We start from the raw sequence: 21,593 nt of genomic DNA on the forward strand, positions 1-21,593 counted from the left end.
GGAGTCCAGAGTGGAGAGGAGGTCCTCGCCATCTTCATGGATCACCTTCAAGATCACCAGACCGTTGTCCGGGTCGTCCTCGTTGTCCTCGGTCTCAGCGGGGAAAAAGGCCTGATACATCTGGCCGTTGTATTCCAGGGCGTCGATAAACTCCAGGGCGATCTCGTTGCCGTCCTCGTCGGTGACGGTGATAAAGGTGGGGCCGAACTCGTCGCTCATAGGGCGTCCTCCTTCTGGCTCAGTGGGTTTAAGTGTATTGTACATGATGTTTTCCGGAATTGCAAGGGCGGAACTTATGAAAAAGAGGAAAAGATGACCTTTTGGATGGGATATATTCTGCGCAAATCCGCGGGAATCATACAAATCAGAAACTATTTTTCCGGAAAATACGACAATTTCAAACTTGACAGGGGATGGTACAATAGTAAATATTGTGGTGAATTATAGTTTTCCGCAGGCGGCTGTTCCAAAGGGACAGGCCTAGACGGATTCGGACGGATTTTTTATTCAGAACGGAGGTGCCCTAGTTTTGGAGCACGAGAAAAAACCGCAGGCGCCCCGGGAGACCGGCCGCCCAGGCGGCAGGCCCCGGAAGCGGCGGGGCAGTCCGGCCCGCACGGCGGCCGGGATCGTTGGCCGCGTATTCTTCGCACTGTTCACAGTGGCGCTGATCGGCGTTCTCACCGCCGGGATCTTCGCCTATATCTTCCTGCAGTATATCAACACCACGGTAGCCCCCAGCCTGACGGTGTCTATGGATGACTACGAGCTGGATCTCAGCTCCTTCATCTACTATCAGGACCAGGAGACGGGGGAGTGGGTGGAGTACCAGACCATCCACGGCAACGAGGACCGGATCCTTGTGACCTATGACCAGATCCCCGACGCCATGTGGCAGGCGGCGGTGGCCATTGAGGACCACCGGTTTTTCCAGCACCACGGCGTGGACTGGTACGGAACCCTGGGCGCGGTGAAGACCTTCCTGACAGGAGGGGACACCCGCGGCGCGTCCACCATCACCCAGCAGGTGCTGCGGAACATGACCGAGGACACGGAGGTCACCGTCAACCGCAAGATCCGGGAGATTATCCGGGCGCTGCAGTTTGAAAAGAACAATACAAAGGAGCAGATCCTGACCCACTATCTCAATGCCATCTATTTGGGCAAGGGGTGCTATGGCGTCCAGACGGCGGCTCAGTACTACTTCGGCAAGGACGTGTGGGACCTGAGCGTGGCGGAATGTGCCAGCATTATCGCCATTACCAACAACCCGGAGATCTACGGCCCCATGTCCACCATCACCATCACCACCGCGGACGGCAGCACCATCACGCCCCGGGAGGCCAACAAGAGACGGCAGGGGCTGGTTTTGGACCGGATGGCCAACAAGGAGGTTATCAACCCCGATACCGGCGTGCCCTATCTCACGGAGGAGGAGCGGGACCGCTTCAAGGCGGAGCCGCTGAACTTCACCGACGGTACCGTGGACACGGAGAATCTGGTGGCAGAGGCAAACGCCAGCGCGGGCCGCAGCGGCATCAACAACTGGTTCGTGGACCAGGTGCTCCTGGATGTGTCGGCGGACCTGGCTGAGAAGTATGACATCAGCAAGGAAGCGGCCCTGAAGCTGATGTACCGGAGCGGCTACCGGATCTACACCACCATGGACCCGAAGATTCAGGACATCGCCGAGGCCGTCTACGCGGACCGGAGCAACCTGGATGTCACCTCCAAGAAGGGCCAGGTCATCCAGTCCGGCATCACCGTCATGGACCCCTACACCGGCAACGTGGTGGCCCTCGTGGGCGCCATGGACCCCAAGGAGGGGAACCTGATGAGCAACTATGCCACCATGAAAAAGCAGGTGGGCTCCTCCATGAAGCCTCTGACGGCCTACGCCCCGGCTTTGGATGCGGGGACCATTACCCCGGCCTCTACCTTTGACAACTACCCCGTGCGGCTGGAGGGCGGCAGTCCCTGGCCCAAGAACTCCCCCAACCGCTATACCGGCTGGACCTCGGTACAGGAGGGCATCCGGCGGTCCATCAACACCATCGCCGTGCAGTCGCTGGAGTCGGTGGGGACAGTGGCGGCCTATGCCTTCGCCACCGAGAACCTGGGGCTGGACCTGCACCCCAACGACATGGCCCCCAGTCCCCTGGGTATGGGCGGCCTGACCTACGGCCTGAACACTGTGGAGATGGCGGCAGCCTACTCCTGCTTCGTCAATAAGGGCATCTACAATAAGCCCCGCACCTATACCTATGTGGAGGACTCCAAGGGCAACGTGATTCTGGAGAACGAGCCGGAGTCCCATGTGGCCATGAAGGAGACCACGGCCTATCTCATGACCAAGATGCTCAATATGGCGGCCACCACCGGCACCGGCGCCTCCGCCAGTTTCAGCGGCATGACCATCGCCGGTAAGACCGGCACCACCAACACCGCCTGCGACCGCTACTTCGCGGGTTATACCCCCTACTACTGCGCGGCGGTGTGGACCGGCTATAAGTACGCCGAGCGCATCTCCTATAACGGCAACCCTGCCATCACCATGTGGAAGAAGGTCATGCAGCAGATCCATGAGGATCTGCCCAACAAGTCCTTTGAACGGCCGGAGAGCGGCCTGACCACCGTGACGGTCTGCGCCGACAGCGGGATGAAACTGACTGACGCCTGTCTCGCAGACATCCGCGGCAGCCGGTCCGCCTCTTTTGAGATCCCTACGGGGCTGGCTCCCACAGAGGAGTGCACCCTCCACACCATGGTCAACTACTGCACTGAGGGCAATTGTCTGGCCGGGGCGCTGTGCCCTGAATCCTCCATTGTGGAAAAGGGCGTTTTGAATTACGAGCGGGAGGACTACGGTCCCAATATCACTTCGGAGGATGACGCCTACCTGCTGGTGAACATTCAGAAGGCGGCGGAGGAGGCCGGTGGCTGCCCCTTCCACGGTGGCAACGGGATGCCCTATGATCCCAACGCGCAGGACCCCAACAACCCCTATGACCCGAATAATCCCTATGACCCCAATTACCAGCAGCCTGTGGAGCCCGTGGATCCCGTGGATCCGCCAGGCACTACGATTCCGGACCCGGGAACCGCTGCGCCGGGGCCCGATGAGCCTCAGGAGCCCACTGATCCCCCGGTGACAGACCCCGGCACTACCGGTGATCCCGGCGGCGGAAACTGGTTCGATAACCTCTGGAATACCCCAGCGGCATAACGACAGCCCCACGACCTGTGGCCGTGGGGCTGTTTTTGTCCTATCATTCAACGGAGGATTCCACGGCGCAGTCCGCCGGCCTGCCGGAGAGCATCTCCAAACCATGTTCCAGGGCGGGGAGTATGGCCTCCAGATTCTCCTGGGCGGCCTTGGGAGAGCCGGGGAGGTTCATAATCAGCGTTTTGCCCCGGATGCCCGCCTGGGCCCGGGAGAGCATTGCCCGGAGAGTAATCTGTAAGGAGGCATGGCGCATGGCCTCGGGAATTCCGGGGGTCAGGCGGTCGCAGACCGCGACAGTGGCCTCCGGGGTCACATCCCTGGGGGCAAAGCCAGTGCCGCCGGTGGTTACCAGCAGCTGAACATCCCCGGTGTCGGCTATGGCCCGCAGGGCCTCTTCGATCAGAAGCTGTTCGTCGGGGACGATGGCGGTTTTTACCACATCGTATCCGGCGTTTTTCAGAACTTCCGCCACCAGCGGGCCGCCTGTGTCCGAGCGCTCTCCCCGGAAGCTGCGGTCACTGACGGTCAAAACAGCGGCATGATACATAGCGGTTCCTCCTCATTTCAACAATAGAATATCCCGTGGCTGGATGGAGATCCAGATTCGGTCTTTATCCGGGACAGCGCTCCATGCCTCCCGATCCAGTTCCATCCGCAAAAGCGGCGCGCCGGGAACGGAGCCCTCGGGCCGCAGCAGCACAATGGCTGCGAATACATCCTGGATGACCCGCGCCACATGGCAGGGGAATGCGTTGGGGCCAGGTCCTGCTGTAATCATGACGTGGTGCGCCCGGATGCCCGCCCTGCGGACGGTCTCCGGCACCGGCCTGCCGCAGTCCAGCGTCATCCCCCACTCCGGCAGAAACACGGCAGTTCCCTTGGGGACGGCGTCCGCATAGTTCTTGCACCCGGAGAGGCGGGCGGCGGCCTCCGTCTCCGGCTGGTGGAACAGCTCCCGCAGGGTGAGCGTCCGCTGGGATTTTCCGTGGTCCAGCACGCAGACCCGGCGGCAGTTTCGGAACACCTCGCCCCGGTCATGGGAAACCCAGAGGACCGTGCCCGGGAAATCCTCCAGCGTCTCCGTCAGCTCCAGCTCCAGCTGGTATTTCAGATAGCTGTCCAAGGCGGAAAAGGGCTCATCCAGCAGAATTGTCCGGGGCCTGGAAGCCAGGATGCGGGCCAGGGCCGTCCGCTGCTGCTGTCCGCCGGAGAGCTGGCAGGGTTTCAGCTCTGCCGCCTCCTCTAGTTGAAACCGGCGCAGCAGGCCGTCCGTCTCCGTTTTACGTGCCTTTTTATCCAGGATGGCTGCCCCGATGTTCTGACGGACGGTCATATTGGGGAACAGGGCGTACTGCTGGAATAGATAGCCTACCTGCCGCCGTTGGGGCGGCAGATTGACCTTTGCGGCGCTGTCGTAGAGCGTCACGCCGTCCAGTGCGATTTTTCCCTCGTCCGGCTTCAGGATTCCCGCCACACATTTCAGCGTGACCGACTTCCCGCAGCCGGAGGCGCCCAGGAGGGCCAGTGTTTCGTTTTCGGCCTCGAACCGGACCTCCAGCCGGAAACTGCCCATCTTTTTTCGGATGTCCACGGAGAGCATCAGCGCCTGCCTCCCCTCTGCTGGGTCTCCAGCAGGTTCACCGCCAGCAAAAACGCCGCGGAGACGGCCACGTTCACCAGCACCCACCGGAAAGCCCCGGCATCGTCATTGGTACGCCAGAGCTGGTAGACGGTGGTGGAAATGGTGGCGGTGCGGCCCGGGGTGTATCCGGCGAGCATGGATGTGGCGCCATACTCGCCTAACGCCCGGGCAAAGGCCAGGACGCTGCCGGCTAGGATGCCCTGGCGGCAGGCCGGCATCTGTACCCGCCAGAACACCCAGGTATTGGAGCGGCCCAGGGTTCGTCCGGCATCGGCCAGACTGCGGTCAAAATTCTCAAAAGCGCCCCGGGCGGTGCGGTACATCAGAGGAAACGCCACAACGACAGTGGCAAAGACGGCGGACCACCAGGTCATCACCAGCCGGACGCCGAAGGCCGCCTGTACCCATATGCCCAGAGGCCGCCGCGGTCCCAGCAGCACCAGCAACAGCCAGCCCACCACCGTGGGGGGCAGCACCATGGGCAGGGTCAGCGCCACATCAAGCAGGCCTTTGAGCGATGGGGGCAGCTTTGCGATCCAGTGGGCCGAGAAGATCCCCAGGAAGAATACCGCCGCTGTAGAGATGGCGGCAATACGCAGGGAATTAAAGAGGGGATACCAATCCAAGAGCGTCACCTCCGGTCAGATGTCAGAAATCAGGGCGGGGCAGGCTGCCCTGCCCTGTGGGAAATTCAGTTTATAGGCGTGAAACCGACGCCCTGGAATACTGCGGATGCATCAGCAGTGCTCAGGTAGTCCAGGAAGGCCTGGGCGGCCTCGGGATTGGCGCTGTTTGCCAGTACGGCGGCGGGATAGATCACCTGGCCGCACATCTCGGCGTCAGCGCTGTCCACCACCGTGAGATTTGCGGAGAAGGCGTCTGTACCGTAGATGATGCCGCAGTCCACGGTCCCCTCGGAGACCTGGGTGGTGACCTCCTTGACGTTGGAGCCATAGGTCAGGCAACCGGCGGCGGCCGCCTCGTCGATCCCGTAATAGGAAAAAATCTTCTGGGTGTACTGGCCCACGGGAACGCTGCTGTCACCGATGGCCAGGAACACATCGCCGCTTTTCAGCTTCTCCGCCAGCTGGTCAAAGCTCTCGATCCCGGCGGGATTGCCCTCCGGAACAGACAGAGTGACCTTGTTCTCCAGCAGGTCCAGCCGGCTGCCCTCCAGCAGGGCGTTCTCCTCGTCCAGAGTGTTCATCTGGGACTGGCCGGCGGAGATGAACAGGTCGCATTCCGCTCCCTGCTGAATCTGGTCCAGCAGCGTGCCGGAGGAATCATAAGTAGGGACAATGGTCACATTGGGCGCCGTATCCTTATACAGTTCGATAATTTCGTCCAGGGTCTCCGTCATGGAGGCGGCGGCGAAGACATAGAGCTCCACCGGCTCCGCGGCGGGTTCCGCAGTGGGCGCCTGACCGGCGGCAGGCGCGGGGGCGCTGGTCTTTCCGCCGCAGGCGGTTAGAAGCAGGCAGAGGAGCAGAGGCAGAATGATTCTTTTTTTCATGATGTCGGTTTCCCTTCCTGATTTAATATGTTTTCTTGCCTTTTCCAAGCATGGGAACACAAAAGCGTGATACTTGATTGCGGTGAACGGCTTTTGGAAAGGCGGGCGGCAGACTGCCGCCCGGACTATTGGAAGGATTATTTTCCGAAGGGACAATTGGGCCAGTGGCAGGGCTTGCAGCCCAGGCAAAGGCCGCCCTCGCCCATGGCGGCAATATCCGCCCGTGTGATTTCTACCCCGGCTGCAATTTGGGGAAGCACCAGGTCAAAGACGGTAGCCCCGGCGTACATGACGCAGCCGGGCAGGCCCAGGACGGGCGATCCGTCCCCATAGTACCCCACCAGCAGCATGGCCCCCGGCAGCACCGGTGCACCGTAGGAGACGATCCGGGCGCCGCTGGCCCTGATCCCACCGGGGGTGTTGTCGTCCGGGTCCACGCTCATACCGCCGGTGCAGAGGATGATCTCCGCCCCGGTCTGCCGAACCTCCGAGACGGCGTTTGCCACGCTCTCCACGCCGTCGCCGGAGTAGGCCACTGCCAGTGTTGCAATGCCATAGGCGGACAGCTTGTCCTTGACCACCGGAGTAAAGGTATCCTGAATCAGTCCCTTTTTCACCTCGCTGCCGGTGGCCACAATGGCGGCGGTTTTTCTGACATAGGGCAGCAGCTCCAGCAGGGGAGTGCTGCCCGCGGCCTCCTCAGCGGCCAGAAGCTTCTCCTCCTGGATGATGAGGGGGATGACCCGTGTGCCTGCCAGCCTGTCCCCCGTGCGGACGGCGGTATTTCCGCGGCGGGTTGCAATCATGATGTCCTCAATGGAATTGACTGCAATGAGCCGCCGGGAATCCACCCGGAACAGCCCGTCACAGGCGGCGGAGAGTTCAATTTTGCCTTCCTTGACCCCGCTGCGGGCCATGTTTTCATTGACGCAGAGGGCGTACAACCGCTCTGCCGCATCGTTTTCGTGGACCATGCCGGGAACCATTTCCCAGACATACAGATGCTCCTTGCCCATGGACAGCAGGACAGGGATGTCCTCCTCCTGCACCACGTGGCCTTTGCGGAACCGCGCGTCCTTGTATTCGCCCTGGATGATCTGTGTCATGTCGTGGCACAGCACGTGGCCCACAGCGTCCGTGGTATTGATCAGCTTCATTTCAGTACCTCGATTTCGTCTCCGGCCCGGACCGCGCCCCCTCTGACCACCACGGCGAAAATTCCCTCTGTGGGCATGACGCATTTGCCCATGGCCTTTTGAATGGCGCAGCCGCTGTGGCACTCCTTGCCGATCTGTGTGACCTCCACTTCCGTTTCGCCGATGCGCAGATGCGTTCCGATGGGCAGCGATTTGAGCTCGATCCCCACGGTGTTGATGTTTTCCGCAAACACTCCGGCGTCCAGCGGAATGGGGCAGGCCGTACGCATGGTGTCCACGCTCTCATCGGCCAAAAGGCTGATCTGCCGGTGCCAGTCCCCGGCGTGGGCGTCACCCACGATGCCGTGGCGGAGCTTCAATTGAATCTCAGACACCGGGTGCTTCTGCTGGCCCTTTTTTTCGCTGATATTGACAGACAGAACCTTTGCCATGTTCATCCCTCCGCTCTGTAACCGCCGCTTTTGCCGCCGGACTTTTCCAGCAGGCGGATGTTGGTAATTCTCATATCTTTCTGGATGGCCTTGCACATATCGTAGACCGTCAGCGCCGCGGCGGAGACGGCGGCAAGGGCCTCCATCTCCACGCCGGTGACACCGGTACAGGTGACAACGGCGGCGATCTCCACCATGCACGGCTCATCCGAGAGGCGAAATGTGATGTCAATGCCGGTTAGGGGCAGGGGGTGGCACATGGGGATTAGCTCCCAGGTGTGCTTTGCAGCTTGGATGCCCGCCACCTGGGCCACCGCCAGTACGTCTCCCTTTTTCAGGGTGCCGCTTTTGATGTGGGTCATGGTTTCCGCTGAGACGTGGATTTCCCCGGCAGCCACGGCGGTGCGGAGCGTAACAGCCTTTTCCGTCACGTCCACCATCTTCGCCCGGCCCTGCTGGTTGAAATGGGTCAATTCCGGCATGGTTATCCTCCGATCTGATTCATGGTTCTGGGGGTGTCGCTGGGGCGGTCTGTCAGGTGGTGCCGCTGGGGTTTTTGAAGAATACTCTTCTGAATGGCCGTTTCCAGATCCGCACCGTGGAGCCCCCGCAGGGATAGTTCCTCCCGGCTATGAAGACAGCCCTTTAATTTCCCGTCCGCCGTTACCCGGATGCGGCGGCAATCTCCACAGAAGTCGTGGCTCATGGGAGAGATGAGTCCTACGGTTCCTCGTGCTCCCGGCAGGCAGTACCGCCGGGCAACGCCCTGGGAGGGGAGCGGCTGTAAAACGGGATACCTTTCCAGAACGGCCTCTCCGGGGAGGAAGCAGGCGTTTTCCCAATGGGCGCAGGGCCCCATGGGCATCAGCTCAATAAAGCGGACCTCCCACGGGTGTTTCCGGGTCAGGTCTAGAAAATCCCCAATCTCGCCGTCGTTGAACCCGCCGATGAGGACTGTGTCCAGCTTCAAATGGGTGAACCCGGCGGCTTCCGCCGCCCGGATGCCGGCCAGGGGCTCTGCCAGATGTCCCAGACGGGTCAGCCACGAGAAGCGGTCCGGGCGAAGGGTGTCCAGGCTGATATTCAGCCGGTCCACGCCGGCCTCCCGCAGGGGCCTGGCCAGCTCCGGCAAGAGACTTCCGTTTGTGGTGAGGCACAGCTCTTCCAATCCTGGAATTGCCCGCAGGCCTCGACAAATATCCAGGAGGCCGCGTCTTACCAAGGGCTCTCCGCCGGTAAGGCGGATTTTTTTCACGCCGCACCGCACAGCGGCCTTTCCAACTTCAATACATTCTTCCACATTCAGGATGTGCCCGTGCGGCCGCTTGCAGACACCCTCCGGCGGCATACAGTATTGGCAGCGGTAGTTGCATAGGTCTGTTACCGACAGCCGCAGATAGTCCACGGTCCGGCCGTATTGGTCGTGCAAGGTGCTCCCTCCATTCGTGATACTCAATTGAGATAAACGGTATTTCTATCATATCAGTTTCCCGGGAAATGTCAAGTGCCTGTCTTGACGGCCCTGCGGGAAAAGTGTTATTCTATAAAAAAGAGAACGAGGAGGGAGAGTGCCGTGGGCTTGGCGGAGCTGATGGAGATCCGTCCTGGTATCACCGCTGTCATCGGCGGCGGGGGAAAGACCACGCTTCTGCGGGCCTTGGGAGAAGAGCTGGCCCAGCGGGGGCGCACAGTGCTGCTGTGCGCCACCACGAAGATATTTCCATTTCACGGACTGGAAAATTTAGATTCCCCCACGGAGGGAGATCTGCGGGCGGCCTTGGCGGCCAGGGGTTTGGTGTGTGCCGGTGCTCCGGTTTCCGGAACGGGGAAGCTGACGGCTCCGGAGATGCCCATGGAACGGCTGAGCGGGCTGGCGGACTATGTCTTGGTAGAGGCAGACGGTTCCGCCCAGCGGCCCATGAAGGCCCACGCTCCCCATGAGCCGGTGATTCCGCTGCTGGCGAATCAGACAATTCTGGTGGTGGGGGCTTCCGGTTTCGGGCAGCCTATTGCGGAGGCGGCCCACCGACCGGCGCTGTACGCGCTTCTTGCGGAGCTGCCGGAGACGGCCGCTGTCACACCGGAGGCGGAGGCGGAGGTCCTGCGGGCCGAGGACCTCCATGACAGAATTTATGTAAATCAGGCGGAGACGGCGAAGGCCCTTGCAGAGGCCGCCGCCCTGGCGAAACTGCTGGACTGCCCTGTGCTGGCGGGGTCTCTGCGAAGAAAGGAGTATCGACAATGCTCACAGTGATTCGAGGGGCCGGAGACCTGGCCTCCGGCATTGCATTGCGGCTATGGCGGAGTCATATCCAAGTGGTGATGACCGAAATAGCGCACCCCACCGCTATCCGGCGGACGGTTTCCTTTTCCACTGCCGTTGTCCACGGGGAGACCACGGTGGAGGATGTGACGGCCCGGCGGGTTGAGACTGCTGCCCAGGCGCTGGAGCTGCTCCATGACGGTGTGATCCCGGTGCTGGCGGACCCGGACGGGCGCTGTATCCCGGACCTGCGGCCTGACGCGGTTGTGGACGCTATTCTGGCCAAGCGGAACTTGGGGACCAGGATTACCGATGCCCCGGTGGTCATCGGCGTGGGGCCTGGCTTCATAGCGGGGAAGGACTGCCATGCCGCCGTGGAGACCATGCGGGGTCACTATCTGGGCCGGGTGATCTATGATGGAACCCCCATCCCAAACACCGGCATCCCGGGTCTGATCGGCGGCTTTGCCGGGGAACGGGTGCTCCGGGCCCCGGCGGACGGCGTGTTCCATCAGCTGCTGGACATTGGCGCCCGGGTGAAGATGGGGGACGTGGCCGCCACTGTGGCCGGCCAGCCCATGGTCTGCACTTTGGACGGCGTTCTGCGGGGTATTCTGGCGGACGGGACGCCGGTCCGCAGGGGAATGAAGGCCGGGGACATCGACCCCCGCTGTGAGGAAAAGCACTGTTACTGCGCCAGCGACAAGGCGCTGGCGGTGGGCGGCGGCGTACTGGAGGCGATTCTGGCGTTGTCCGGCGCACTGCGGAAAGGAGAGGACCATGGCTGAGAACCAAGTGAAGCTGACGAAGCTGGCCAAGTGCGCCGGGTGCGGCGCCAAGGTGGGGGCGGGCGTTTTGAGCCAGTTGCTGGAGGGCATTCGGGTTCGCCAGGACTCTAATCTGCTGGTGGGCTTTGACAAGAGTGACGATGCCTCGGTGTACAAAATTTCCGATGACCTGGCCCTGGTGCAGACGGTGGATTTCTTCCCGCCCATCGCGGACGATCCCTATCTCTTCGGGCAGATTGCCGCCACCAACGCCCTCTCCGACGTGTACGCCATGGGGGGAGAGCCCAAGCTGTGCCTGAATATCATGGCGGTGCCGGACTCTATGCCGAAAGAGGCGGTCCACGAGATGCTCCGGGGCGGATACGATAAGGTCTACGAGGCCGGGGCGCTGATCACCGGCGGCCACAGTATTTTAGACGACGAGCCCAAATACGGCCTGGCGGTGACGGGTTTTGTCCACCCGGACAGGGTACTGACCAACTCCGGTGCCAGGCCGGGGGATGTGCTCCTCTTTACCAAGCCCCTGGGTATCGGCGTACTGACCACTGCCGCCAAGGCGGACATGGCCTCCCGGGAGGCCATAGAGATGGCTCAAGAGCTGATGACCACCCTGAACAAGTCCGCCCGGGATATTATGGTAAACTACCGTGTTCACGCCTGTACGGATGTGACGGGCTTTGGGATGTTGGGCCACGCCTGCGAGATGGCCCAGGGCAGCGGCGTGGAGATCGAGCTTCGGACGGACGCGGTGGACTTCATCCCCGAGGCGGCGGAGCTGGCAAAGATCGGTATTCTGCCGGAGGGGATGTACCGCAACCGGGCCTTTGCCGAGAGTGCCGTGGACGCGGGGGACACGCCCCTGTGGAAGCAGGATCTGCTCTACGATCCCCAGACCGCCGGGGGCCTTTTGATGTCGGTGGACCCGGCAGACGCGGAGGAGCTGTTGGGGGAGCTGAAAGACGCCGTCCCCAGTGCCCAGAGGATCGGCGAGGTCCGGGAGTACCGGGGCGGAAAGCACATTTTCCTGAGATAAGACAAGCGGACGGCTGTGCCGTCCGCTTGTCTCTATTCCATGGTTGTCACAGCTCCGATAAAGGCGGGCAGACCGGTCTCCAGATCCACCAGCAGATAGAGGAAGGGACGGTCCAGGTAAACTGTCGGCACCATGCCGGGAGCGGTTCCGCCTCTATCCATTTCCACTGCTGTGGCGGCTCCGGCCTTTGTGCCTTTTTCGTCGACAGAGATATAGGTCTTGTGAAGCACCTTGCTGATATAAAGCGGGCCGTTAGGGGAGGAGCCCATGGCGGCAAAGTCCGCGGTATTCCAATCAAAGGCGTCAGTTATGCCCAAGGCTTTCAGGCTGTCAGATAATTCCGCGCCGTATTCGCACTGGAATTTAGGGATAGCGGCATATACCAGGGTTTCCTGCGCGTCTGACAGAATTCCATAAAGCCGTTCCCCGGTGAGGGAGGCGGCGTAGTCCTCCAGCCGCAAGCCCTCCTCCGGCAGCAGGGCGGCAAAGGCCCACCGGCCGCCCTTGTAGAGTTTCAGAAAGCCCTGGGCGTGGTCGTCCTCCAGGTAGAATCCCTCGTCAGAGTACATCAGCGTCACCGGTTGTTCCCGGCCGTCCTCCGTGGTAAAGACACGGTTTTCGTGTACCTGGGTCTCTTTGTAAATGCTCTCCCACTCCGCCTCCAGCGCCAGGGCGTTGATGAGGTAGAGGACCGCCCCGTCCGGGATTTCCCGGATGATCTCCGGGATCATGCCGTGGGTATTCTGCTCCACCCAGCCGTTGATGTCCTGGATTGCTCCGTTGTCAAACTTGGAGGGAAATACCTCCGCTCCGTACCAGTCTGTGACGGTCTGCAAAAAGTCCTGGCTGGCTGTAAAGTTTTCGTCGTCCCGGAGCCAGAGGGAGTTGGCCAGGTCCACCCGGCAGTCCTTCTCCTGGGGCAGCGCGGCGGTCCAGGATGCGAGGGTCTCATTCAGCTCCTCCAAGGGAAGTCCCAGGACGGACTCCATCTGGGCCAGGGTCTCGCCTCCGGCTCCGTTGGCGGTCATGCCCAGGGCGGAGAGGACAGAGAGGGGCGAGACCAGGACGTTGTTCCCGGTCCAGTTCTCCCGCAGCAATTCCAGGGAGAAGGCGGTCAGGGTTCCGGCCTGGGCTTCCGTAATGGGCTGGAGGCCGGGGGTGTGGGTTTTCAAATCCGCGGTCAGGCTTTTGGGAGCTGCGCCAGCGCTTCCGCAGCCGGTGAGCAGGAGCAGTGCCAGCGCCAGACAGGATAGGCGCAGGAGATTTCTTTTCATTGCGGTTCCTCCTTTGTGTTGTTACCTATATAGACGGCTTCCGGAGCAAAAGGTTACGGAAAATCGTAAGAAATTTGTAAGAAAAATGTCAGGCTGTTTGTAAGAAACGGCTGATATGATGGGGCCACCAAACAAAGGAGATGGTTTCATTGAAAAAGCGAGTTTACCCTGTTTTATGCCTTTCGCTGGCACTGCTGACGGCTTGCGCCCCGCCGCAGGCCGATGTCCTACGGGCGGGCACGGTCTGCCGCCATCCGCCGGCGGTCACAGTTTCCCTGGTGGACGACCCGAACGTTGACGCCGGCTGGGGGGACTTCCGCTGCGCCGACCTGCGGAACTGGGACCTCACAGGCATGGAGACAGAACTTTTCTCGGCCGACTTCGACACCCGAACCCAGTGGCCGGACAAACTGCCGGAGAATTTCGACCCTGGGCAGCTTCTGGAACTGGGGAAAGACCCAGGGCTGGGGCTTCGGGTACTCCATGAACAGGGGATCACCGGAAAGGGCGTTGGGATTGCCATCATCGACCAGACGCTGCTGGTGGAGCACAAGGAGTACGCGAACCGCCTGCGGCTCTATCAGGAGTACCACACCGCCGCGGAAGACGACGCCTCTACCCATGGCCCCGCTGTGGCCTCCATTGCCTTGGGGGAGACAGTGGGCACGGCTCCGGAGGCCCTGCTGTATTTCATCGCCGACGACGTGGGAACCGGTACAGGGGAGAATTTTGTCCGGGACATGACATATTATGCCGAGGACGTGGACCGGCTGGTCACTCTGAATGAGACCTTGGCCGAGGGGGAGAAAATCCGGGTGATCTCCATGTCCGTGGGCTGGATGGCGGACACCGCCGGGGCGGCGGAGCTGGAGGCCGCCATCGGCCGGGCCCGGGCGGCGGGTATCGCCGTCGTCTGCGTCAACAGCCGGGACCCGCTGCTGGAGCCCTGGATGGGGATGGGCCGCAGCCGGTACGGCGACCCCAACCAGCGGGCGGACTGCCGTCCCGGGGCTTTCTGGGAGGAGAGCCTGTACAGCGGGGAGTACCGGGGAGCGGACGGCTCTCTCCTCCTGGTTCCCATGGACTGCCGGACCGTGGCGTCCCCAGCGGGGGAGGGGGAGTACGCCTATTTTGCCGAGGGCGGCATGAGCTGGGCGGTCCCCTATGTGGCGGGGCTGTACGCACTGGCCTGCCAGGTGAGGCCGGAGATCACCTTTGAGGAATTCCTGGCCGCGGCCCAAGCAGCTGCGGGCCCTGTCTCCACATGGACGGAGGAGGGGAGGGAGTACCCCTACGGCAGGGTGGTGGACCCGGAGGCCTTGCTGGCTCGGCTGACAGAATAGAGAAACGGCGCCTCATTTTAAGGCGCCGTTTTATTTTGCAGGTTTGATTGATCCGCACTCTTTTACGCGATCTTCGCCAGCCAGCGAAGGTCGTATGGCTCGTAGACCACCTTTTCATAGGCGTCCACATCCAGCAGGACGCCCGTCCAGTCAGAGTGGATGTCGCCGTTCTGCTTGATGAGGATGTCGTATAGGATATCATAGGTCACGCTGTTTGCCGGGTCGGTCTCCACAATGGTGGAGTAGGGCAGAGTCTTGTGGTAGGTCAGCTCCATGCCCTGGTAGTCGAAATGGAAGCCGCAGCGCATCCGGCAGCCGTCCAGACCGGTGTACCGGGCGATCTGCTTGAGGTCCTGGAGGATCTTGTCATGCTCCTCTTCGTACAGGTTCTCCGGGGTGGTGGCGGTATAGTCGAATCGGAACTGGATGGAGGCCCCGGGGATCTTGCGGAACCGGTCCAGATAGGGGACCAGGTCCTTGGCAGGATAGTCCTTATAGAGTACGCAGTTCACCCGGAAACGCACCGGCAGCCGGGAGAGCAAGCCGTCATTGGACTCCACCACGTATTTCTGCATGTGGCGGGAGACGTTGACGCAGGTGATCTTGTGCTTGTTCCGTTCCAGAAACGCCAGCACATCCTCCTCGGACTGGTGCTCGGAAACCGGGAGGGTGGTGTTAATATAGACCTTGTGTGTGGTGGGGATTTCATTCAGCATGACCTGGAGAGCGTTCAGGTCAGACAGGGGCTCACCGCCGGTAAAGACGAAGTCGCACCGGGGGGTGATGGCGTCCATCCGGCGGATGCTCTGACAGATCTTCTCCAGAGAGAAGCCTGTCATATCCGCGTATTCCTCTTTATTGATACAGAAAGGGCAGTGGTTCTTGCAGTCATAGGGGACGAAGATTGTCACCGTAGCGCCACCCTCCCGGGTTTTATAGGGATGTGTCATGATTGAATCGGCCTTTCGTAATGTGGATAGGAACAGGGCGTCCAGGGCCCTGCCCTGTGGAACCCGTGTGCAATATACAATTCTAATGGATTTCCCTGAAAAGGTCAAGAGAAAAAGGAAAATTCTGTTCGAATTCCCCGCAAAATAAAAAGGGGTGGAGGGAAGACTGTACAGCAGAAAGAAAAAATGGTATACTATTATCAATCAGGAAAAGGGGGAAATCGCATGGAGCAGCTGACAGCGACTCTCCAGGCTCTGCTGGATATGGTATGCGGTCTGCTGGCGGAATATCCGCTGGCTGGCGTCTGGTACACCGCCTTCGTGCGGTTTTTGTTCCCGGTGGTGGCAGTGCTGATTCTGTGGCGGGCGGTTCGCTCGCTTCTGAAGATTCCCCACACGCCGGAGACCTGGGGTCTTTTGAGCCTGCCCAACGGCGCCTGCATCCCTTTGACGCACTGGGAGAACATCATCGGCCGCAGCAAGAGCGCCGATGTACACCTAGGCTATCCCAGCGTATCCCGCCAGCACGCGGCCCTCTGCCGGGGAGAGGATGAGAGCTGGACCCTCTATGACCTGGGCTCCAAGGGGGGGACGGAGATCAACGGCGTGCGGGTGGAGACCTCTGCGCCGGTGGCAATGGGGGACAGCATCACCCTCGGGGGTGTGCCTTTGGTTCTGCTGCCTCAGACCGCTGCGGAGCGGGAGGAGCTGGAGCGGAAACGGCGAGGTGAGCGTCCCGCCGCCATCTTTCCGTCTTTTTTGTGGCTGACGGTGTTCCAGGTGCTGGCCTGCCTGCAATTGATTGTGGCGGCGGGGGAGGCGGCGCCGGTGTCCATCCCCCTGGCCTTCCTGGGGTTGTCGGCGGTGATGTGGGCTTATTTCGCGGTGCTGCGCTGCACCCGCTGTGTGGGCTTTGAGATGGAGACCATCGCCTTTTTCCTCTCCACGCTATGCCTGGCGGTGACGGCCTCCAGCGCTCCGGGGAGCCTCTTCAAGCAATTTCTCGCCATTGTGCTGGGACTGGGACTGTTTTTGGTGCTGGGCATCTTTCTCCGGGACCTCACCCGAGTGCAGAAAAACCGCTGGCTCATGGCTGCGGCGGCCATCGGCCTTTTGGGGATCACGCTGGCGCTGGGCCATTCCAAATATGGCGCAGTGAACTGGATTTCCATCGGGGGCCTTTCCTTTCAGCCCTCGGAGATCGCCAAAATCTGCTATATCTTCGCAGGCTCTGCAACGCTGGAGCGGCTGTTCCGGCGGCGGAATCTGACTCTGTTCATTGTGCTGACCGGCGTGTGCATCGGCCTTTTGGGCCTTATGAGCGACTTCGGCACAGCGGCTGTTTTCTTTGTTACATTCCTGGTCATCGCCTATCTCCGCTCCGGGGACTTTGCCACTCTGGCCCTGATCTGCGGCGGAGCGGTATTCGGCGCGGGGATCATCCTGCGGTTTAAGCCCTACATTCTCAGTCGTTTCGCATCCTGGGGCCACGCCTGGGAGGCGGCCTCCACCACCGGCTACCAACAAACCCGCACCATGTCCGCGGCAGCCTCCGGCGGCCTGCTGGGCATGGGGGCAGGCAATGGCTGGCTTCACCGCATCGCCGCGGCGGATACGGATCTGGTCTTCGGAATGCTCTGCGAGGAGTGGGGGCTGCTGATTGCCGTACTGGCGGTGGGAGCCATTATCACCCTGGCCTTTTTCGCCGCCAGAGCTGTTCGGGTGGGCCGGTCCAGCTTCTATACGATTGCGGCCTGCGCCGCCGGCTCGCTGCTGGTGTTCCAGACCTGTCTGAACGTGTTTGGCTCCGTGGATCTGCTGCCTCTCACTGGTGTGACCTTCCCCTTTGTCTCCAATGGCGGCTCCGCCATGATGTCCGCCTGGGGGCTTTTGGCCTTTCTAAAGGCCACGGACACCCGGGAAAACGCCAGCTTTGCCATTCGCCGGGGGCCGTCCCGGCGCTTGACGGAGGAAGCCCGGCAGCGGGCGGAGCCGGTTGGCAATCCTTTTGCCGCGGAAACGGAGGAACCGGATGAAGAAGATTGAACAGAGGGCGCTGGTCTGCCGCATTCTGGCGCTGCTGCTGGCGGCGGGACTGTGCCTCTTTCTGGTACGGTATTTCCGAAGCGCCGGAAACTGGGCCTCCTCGGCCTTCAACCGCCACCTGTACGACTCTGCGGGACAGCTGGCCACAGGTACCGTGCTGGACCGGGACGGGGACGTGCTCTCCTCAATCAGGAACGGCAAACGTACCTATTACGACGGGGAAACGGTACGCAAGGCCACCCTCCATGCAGTGGGGGACCTGCAGGGCAATATCGGCACCGGGGCCCTGAACGCATTTGCCGACAAGCTGACGGGTTACAGCCTGCTCAACGGAGCCTTTGGCGCCGGACGGGGCGGGGAGCTGTATCTGACGCTGGACGCCCGGTACAACTATGAGGCATACCAGGCCCTGAACGGCCACGCCGGGACAGTGGCGGTATACAACTACAAGACCGGGGAGATCCTCTGCATGGTCTCAGCCCCCAGCTATGACCCGCTGCACGTCCCTGAGGATATAGAGACCAATGACCGCTGGAAAGGGGCATATCTGAACCGTTTTCTCTCCTCCGTCTTCACTCCAGGGTCCGTTTATAAGACGGTGACCTTGGCGGCGGCGCTGGAGAACATTCCAGACCTGGAGACCCGTATTTGGACATGTTCCGGCGATGTGCGGGTCGGGGAGGAGACTGTCGTCTGCTCCGGCATCCATGGGGAACAGGACATTGGAGACGCCTTTGCAAACAGCTGCAATGCGGCCTTTGCCCAGATCGCGGCAGAGCTGGGGGCGGACACTCTGAAAAGATACACAGAGAGAGCGGGCCTTACCAGCAGCTATTCCGTCGATGATCTCCCCACGGCCCGGGGTTCCTTCAGCTGGGAGAGCATGACGGAGGGCCGCCTGGGCTGGGCCGGTGTTGGGCAGGACCAGGATCTGGTGAACCCCTGTGCTCTGATGGTCTACATGGGGGCCATTGCAAACGGCGGCAGGGCGGCGGAGCCGTATCTGATTCTGCGGACGAAAAACGCCCTGGGGGTGCCGTCCCTGCCCCATATTCCCGAAAAAACAGGGACGCTGGTAGACCGGTCTACGGCGGAAAAATTGGCGGATATGATGTCCGCCAATGTGGAGAAGACATATGGTACAAGGCGGTTTCCCAACATGGACCTGTGCGCCAAATCCGGTACCGCCGAGGTGGGAGAGGGGCAGACACCCCACGCCTGGTTTGCGGGTTTTCTGCGGAATGAGGACGCGCCCTACGCCTTTGTGGCGCTGGTGGAGAACGGCGGCAGCGGAAACGCCGTGGCGGGGACCGTGGCGGGAAAGGTGCTGGATGTGATTGTCAATGGGTACTGATACAACGCCGCCGCTGCGGTATTTTGACGATGGGAGAGCGTGTACCAATGAAAGAGAAAAAAGGCTTCCTTTTGCAGACCGTGAAACAGATGAATGCTGGGGCCATCGTCTCCGGTCTGGGCTTTTTGCTGTATCTGGCGCTGTCCGCACTGGAGCTGGAGACAGCGGCGGACATCACGGCAGTGGCCTTTGGTATGGTGTCGGTTTATGTGTTTGCCTCCGTGGCCGCTGGACGATCCCGGAACAGAGAGGCAGTGAGTTACAGTCTGCTGTGGGGGACCGGAGCGCTGGCGCTGCTGCTGGGCGGCTGCGGTGTGCTGACGATTCGGATGTGGCTGGGGCTTTGAAAAAGAAAACGCCGGATGTCAAACGACGTCCGGCGTTTTCTCTGTCTCGCCCATGCGGTGTTTCAAATGCCTCATGCCTAGGCAGTAGCAGGTCAGCTGGGCGAGAAAGGTGATGGTCCAGGAGACGGGATAGGAGATATAGACGGTGTGAATGGTGTGGTAGGCCGGGATCTGAAAGAGAACGGAGACCCAGAGAATCCGCAGGCCGCAGGCGCCGATGAGGGAGATCAGCATGGGAGTGATGGCGAAGCCGATACCCCGGATGGAGCCCACAATCACGTCCATCAGGCCGCAGAGGGCGTAGAGAGCGCAGACGATGCGGAGACGGTCCATTCCGGCGGCGATGACTGCGGGACTGTCGGAGTAAATGCCCAGCAGCCGGGGCCCCAGAAGCAGGGCGGAACCGCCCAGTACACCGCCTACTACCACGGCGCAGCCCAGAGCCCGCACCATGATGGGCCGGATGCGGTCAATCCGCCCGGCGCCCAGGTTCTGGCTGGTAAAGGAGATGTTGGCCTGATAAAAAGCGTTGACAGAGGCGTAGATAAAGGTCTCGATGTTGCTGGCGGCGGCGTTCCCGGCCATAACGATCTCCCCGAAGGAGTTGACGGAGGATTGAATGACCACGTTGGAAAGGGAGAACAAAATACCCTGGATGCCGGCGGGTATGCCCACCTTCATGATCTGCCGGAGGCGGAGCGGGTGGATTCGCAGCTGCCGCAGGTCCAGACGGACAGATCCGCCCGTCTTTGTCAGGCAGCGGAGCACCAGCAGGGCGGAGACGCACTGGGAGGCCACCGTGGCAATGGCCACACCGGCCACGTCCAGGCGGCAAACAATGACAAAAATCAGGTTCAGCACCACGTTCACCACGCCAGCGAAGAAGAGGTAATACAGGGGGCGGCGGGTGTCACCCACGGCCCGCAGCAGCGCCGCGCCGAAGTTGTAGAACATCATGGCGGGCATTCCCAGAAAGTAGATGCGAAGGTACAGTGTGGCCAGGTCTAATACCTCCGGCGGGGACTGCATCCAGACCAGAATGGTATGGGCGCCAAAGGCGCCCACCACCGTCAGGAAGAGTCCGCCCAGAAGACTGAGGAAAATAGCAGTGTGAACAGTCTGGCGAAGGCTCTCCTCCTCCCGGGCCCCGTAAAAACGGGCGGCCAGAATATTGGCGCCCACGGACAGTCCGATAAAGAGATTGGTCAAAAGACCGATGATGGAGGCATTGGAGCCAACCGCCGCCAGGGAGTTGTCCCCGGCCCAGCGGCCCACCACGATGATGTCCGCCGCGTTAAAGAGGAGCTGCAGGATGCTGGAGAACATCAGCGGCAGAGCAAACTGCAAAAGCTTTGGCAGGATTGCTCCGCTGCACATATCGATCTCATAGGTTTTTCCCTGGCCCCGTGCCATAACAACAGCCTCCTGATTGTAATAAACTTGCCGTTTTTACCGGCAGTTCCATTATTTTAACATGACCTTACCGGAAAAGCCACAGGGAGTGCCGGAAATCTCAGATGAATTCCACGAAAAAAACAGATACTATTTAGGCAATCAGACGAAAAAAGGGAGGAACGTTCGTTCCTCCCCGAGTGGTGTCTTTCTCAGAACAGAGGAACCACGGCGCCGTCGTAGGTATCCTCAATAAAGGTCTTCACCGTGTCGCTCTGCAGGGCCTTCACCAGAGCTTGGATGCCCGCGCTGCTCTCACTGCCCTCCTTCACGGCCAGCACGTTCACATAAGCCTCCGCCGCCGCGCCGTCGGCGGCCTCCACCGCCACGGCGTCGGAGACCTTCAGCCCCGCGTCAATGGCGTAGTTGCCGTTGATGACGGCCATGTCCACATCCTGGAGCGTGGTGGGCAGGAGGCGGGCCTCCAGCTCCATGATCTCATAGTTGTGGGGATTTTCCGCGATATCGCTCTTGGTGGCGGAGAGGCCCACGCCGTCTTTGAGCTTGATGAGGCCCTCCTGCTCCAGCAGCAGCAGCGCCCGGGCCTCGTTGGTGCCGTCGTTGGGCACCGCGATCTGGGCGCCGTCCTGGAGGTCCGCCAGGGCCGCCGTCTTGCCGGCGTACAGGCCGAAAGGCTCGTAGTGGATGCCCGCGGCGCTGACCATGTGGGTGCCGTTCTCCGCGTTGAACTCATTCATATAGGTGATGTGCTGGAAGTAGTTGGCGTCCAGGGAGCCAGATCGGAAGAGCGTCGTGTAGGGAAAGAGTGTAGAT

Annotated in this window: 20 protein-coding genes; 8 read left to right on the top strand and 12 right to left on the bottom strand. The window is 61.1% G+C overall.

What is annotated here, in order from left to right; genetic code table 11:
- The coding region (locus QZ326_RS04135) for a DUF1292 domain-containing protein (RefSeq protein WP_295741538.1) at positions 1 to 219 on the bottom strand (219 nt) is incomplete at its 3' end.
- 310 nt (positions 220 to 529) lie between these two features.
- Here QZ326_RS04135 and QZ326_RS04140 point away from each other — a divergent pair.
- A complete protein-coding gene (locus tag QZ326_RS04140) occupies positions 530 to 3,226 on the top strand; it encodes a transglycosylase domain-containing protein (protein WP_295741541.1) in 2,697 nt (898 codons plus the stop codon).
- A gap of 43 nt (positions 3,227 to 3,269) precedes the next feature.
- On the opposite strand, the gene QZ326_RS04145 is transcribed toward QZ326_RS04140, so the two are convergent.
- The 8 genes from QZ326_RS04145 to moaA form a co-directional block, all read right to left on the bottom strand.
- Positions 3,270 to 3,773 carry a molybdenum cofactor biosynthesis protein B gene (locus QZ326_RS04145; RefSeq protein WP_295741544.1) on the bottom strand — a complete coding sequence of 168 codons (504 nt, stop codon included), beginning with the start codon at positions 3,771 to 3,773 and terminating at the stop codon, positions 3,270 to 3,272.
- 12 nt (positions 3,774 to 3,785) lie between these two features.
- Positions 3,786 to 4,826: a sulfate/molybdate ABC transporter ATP-binding protein gene (locus QZ326_RS04150; protein WP_295741547.1), complete on the bottom strand. Its 1,041-nt coding sequence runs from the start codon at positions 4,824 to 4,826 to the stop codon at positions 3,786 to 3,788.
- On the bottom strand, positions 4,826 to 5,494 hold the full coding sequence (modB, locus tag QZ326_RS04155) for a molybdate ABC transporter permease subunit (RefSeq protein WP_295741551.1): 669 nt from the start codon (positions 5,492 to 5,494) through the stop codon (positions 4,826 to 4,828). Before modB ends, QZ326_RS04150 begins: the two co-directional genes overlap by 1 nt.
- Before the next feature lie 65 nt (positions 5,495 to 5,559).
- Positions 5,560 to 6,381: a molybdate ABC transporter substrate-binding protein gene (gene modA, locus QZ326_RS04160; RefSeq protein WP_295741554.1), complete on the bottom strand. Its 822-nt coding sequence runs from the start codon at positions 6,379 to 6,381 to the stop codon at positions 5,560 to 5,562.
- A 137-nt stretch (positions 6,382 to 6,518) separates the two neighbouring features.
- Positions 6,519 to 7,538, bottom strand: coding sequence for a molybdopterin-binding protein (locus tag QZ326_RS04165; protein WP_295741556.1), 1,020 nt, complete (start codon positions 7,536 to 7,538; stop codon positions 6,519 to 6,521).
- Complete coding sequence (locus QZ326_RS04170; protein WP_295741559.1) at positions 7,535 to 7,969, bottom strand: MOSC domain-containing protein; 435 nt, start codon at positions 7,967 to 7,969, stop codon at positions 7,535 to 7,537. Before QZ326_RS04170 ends, QZ326_RS04165 begins: the two co-directional genes overlap by 4 nt.
- Before the next feature lie 2 nt (positions 7,970 to 7,971).
- The gene (moaC, locus tag QZ326_RS04175; protein WP_295741562.1) at positions 7,972 to 8,451 is read right to left on the bottom strand and encodes a cyclic pyranopterin monophosphate synthase MoaC; all 480 of its coding nucleotides are present in this window, start codon (positions 8,449 to 8,451) and stop codon (positions 7,972 to 7,974) included.
- A gap of 2 nt (positions 8,452 to 8,453) precedes the next feature.
- Positions 8,454 to 9,398, bottom strand: a complete 945-nt coding sequence (gene moaA / locus QZ326_RS04180; RefSeq protein WP_295741565.1) for a GTP 3',8-cyclase MoaA — start codon at positions 9,396 to 9,398, stop codon at positions 8,454 to 8,456.
- A 144-nt stretch (positions 9,399 to 9,542) separates the two neighbouring features.
- On the opposite strand from moaA, the gene yqeC reads away from it, so the two are divergent.
- From yqeC to selD, 3 genes are read left to right on the top strand one after another with little or no spacing between them, the layout of a single operon-like run.
- Positions 9,543 to 10,223: a selenium cofactor biosynthesis protein YqeC gene (gene yqeC / locus QZ326_RS04185; RefSeq protein WP_295741567.1), complete on the top strand. Its 681-nt coding sequence runs from the start codon at positions 9,543 to 9,545 to the stop codon at positions 10,221 to 10,223.
- Positions 10,211 to 11,020, top strand: coding sequence for a selenium-dependent molybdenum cofactor biosynthesis protein YqeB (yqeB, locus tag QZ326_RS04190; protein WP_295741570.1), 810 nt, complete (start codon positions 10,211 to 10,213; stop codon positions 11,018 to 11,020). Before yqeC ends, yqeB begins: the two co-directional genes overlap by 13 nt.
- Positions 11,013 to 12,053: a selenide, water dikinase SelD gene (gene selD / locus QZ326_RS04195; protein WP_295741573.1), complete on the top strand. Its 1,041-nt coding sequence runs from the start codon at positions 11,013 to 11,015 to the stop codon at positions 12,051 to 12,053. The genes yqeB and selD overlap by 8 nt, the downstream gene beginning before the upstream one ends.
- A 32-nt stretch (positions 12,054 to 12,085) precedes the next feature.
- Here the strand turns inward: selD and QZ326_RS04200 are convergent, their stop codons facing one another.
- Complete coding sequence (locus QZ326_RS04200) at positions 12,086 to 13,327, bottom strand: serpin family protein (RefSeq protein WP_295741576.1); 1,242 nt, start codon at positions 13,325 to 13,327, stop codon at positions 12,086 to 12,088.
- A gap of 149 nt (positions 13,328 to 13,476) precedes the next feature.
- Here QZ326_RS04200 and QZ326_RS04205 point away from each other — a divergent pair, with 149 nt between their 5' ends.
- The gene (locus QZ326_RS04205) at positions 13,477 to 14,670 is read left to right on the top strand and encodes a S8/S53 family peptidase (protein ID WP_295741579.1); all 1,194 of its coding nucleotides are present in this window, start codon (positions 13,477 to 13,479) and stop codon (positions 14,668 to 14,670) included.
- 62 nt (positions 14,671 to 14,732) lie between these two features.
- Here the strand turns inward: QZ326_RS04205 and QZ326_RS04210 are convergent, their stop codons facing one another.
- Positions 14,733 to 15,620: a 4Fe-4S cluster-binding domain-containing protein gene (locus QZ326_RS04210; protein WP_295741582.1), complete on the bottom strand. Its 888-nt coding sequence runs from the start codon at positions 15,618 to 15,620 to the stop codon at positions 14,733 to 14,735.
- 225 nt (positions 15,621 to 15,845) lie between these two features.
- On the opposite strand from QZ326_RS04210, the gene QZ326_RS04215 reads away from it, so the two are divergent.
- The 3 genes from QZ326_RS04215 to QZ326_RS04225 are packed head-to-tail and all read left to right on the top strand — an operon-like array spanning position 15,846 to position 19,367.
- On the top strand, positions 15,846 to 17,666 hold the full coding sequence (locus tag QZ326_RS04215; RefSeq protein WP_295741586.1) for an FtsW/RodA/SpoVE family cell cycle protein: 1,821 nt from the start codon (positions 15,846 to 15,848) through the stop codon (positions 17,664 to 17,666).
- Complete coding sequence (locus tag QZ326_RS04220; protein WP_295741590.1) at positions 17,653 to 19,020, top strand: penicillin-binding transpeptidase domain-containing protein; 1,368 nt, start codon at positions 17,653 to 17,655, stop codon at positions 19,018 to 19,020. Before QZ326_RS04215 ends, QZ326_RS04220 begins: the two co-directional genes overlap by 14 nt.
- 47 nt (positions 19,021 to 19,067) lie before the next feature.
- A complete protein-coding gene (locus tag QZ326_RS04225; RefSeq protein ID WP_295741593.1) occupies positions 19,068 to 19,367 on the top strand; it encodes a hypothetical protein in 300 nt (99 codons plus the stop codon).
- Between the two features lie 18 nt (positions 19,368 to 19,385).
- Here the strand turns inward: QZ326_RS04225 and QZ326_RS04230 are convergent, their stop codons facing one another.
- Positions 19,386 to 20,780: an MATE family efflux transporter gene (locus tag QZ326_RS04230; RefSeq protein ID WP_295741596.1), complete on the bottom strand. Its 1,395-nt coding sequence runs from the start codon at positions 20,778 to 20,780 to the stop codon at positions 19,386 to 19,388.
- Positions 20,781 to 21,593: the final 813 nt, after the last annotated feature.

Source organism: uncultured Oscillibacter sp. (genome assembly GCF_910587525.1).
Taxonomy (GTDB): domain Bacteria; phylum Bacillota; class Clostridia; order Oscillospirales; family Oscillospiraceae; genus Oscillibacter.

Excerpts from the sequence above, each read along its gene's own strand:
- moaC (WP_295741562.1), bottom strand. The coding sequence starts at position 8,451 with ATGCCGGAATTGACCCATTTCAACCAGCAGGGCCGGGCGAAGATGGTG.
- QZ326_RS04165 (WP_295741556.1), bottom strand. The coding sequence starts at position 7,538 with ATGAAGCTGATCAATACCACGGACGCTGTGGGCCACGTGCTGTGCCAC.
- modA (WP_295741554.1), bottom strand. The coding sequence starts at position 6,381 with ATGAAAAAAAGAATCATTCTGCCTCTGCTCCTCTGCCTGCTTCTAACC.
- QZ326_RS04225 (WP_295741593.1), top strand. The coding sequence starts at position 19,068 with ATGAAAGAGAAAAAAGGCTTCCTTTTGCAGACCGTGAAACAGATGAAT.
- selD (WP_295741573.1), top strand. The coding sequence starts at position 11,013 with ATGGCTGAGAACCAAGTGAAGCTGACGAAGCTGGCCAAGTGCGCCGGG.
- QZ326_RS04150 (WP_295741547.1), bottom strand. The coding sequence starts at position 4,826 with ATGCTCTCCGTGGACATCCGAAAAAAGATGGGCAGTTTCCGGCTGGAG.
- yqeB (WP_295741570.1), top strand. The coding sequence starts at position 10,211 with ATGCTCACAGTGATTCGAGGGGCCGGAGACCTGGCCTCCGGCATTGCA.
- QZ326_RS04230 (WP_295741596.1), bottom strand. The coding sequence starts at position 20,780 with ATGGCACGGGGCCAGGGAAAAACCTATGAGATCGATATGTGCAGCGGA.
- QZ326_RS04200 (WP_295741576.1), bottom strand. The coding sequence starts at position 13,327 with ATGAAAAGAAATCTCCTGCGCCTATCCTGTCTGGCGCTGGCACTGCTC.
- QZ326_RS04215 (WP_295741586.1), top strand. The coding sequence starts at position 15,846 with ATGGAGCAGCTGACAGCGACTCTCCAGGCTCTGCTGGATATGGTATGC.
- QZ326_RS04210 (WP_295741582.1), bottom strand. The coding sequence starts at position 15,620 with ATGACACATCCCTATAAAACCCGGGAGGGTGGCGCTACGGTGACAATC.
- QZ326_RS04145 (WP_295741544.1), bottom strand. The coding sequence starts at position 3,773 with ATGTATCATGCCGCTGTTTTGACCGTCAGTGACCGCAGCTTCCGGGGA.
- QZ326_RS04220 (WP_295741590.1), top strand. The coding sequence starts at position 17,653 with ATGAAGAAGATTGAACAGAGGGCGCTGGTCTGCCGCATTCTGGCGCTG.
- QZ326_RS04170 (WP_295741559.1), bottom strand. The coding sequence starts at position 7,969 with ATGGCAAAGGTTCTGTCTGTCAATATCAGCGAAAAAAAGGGCCAGCAG.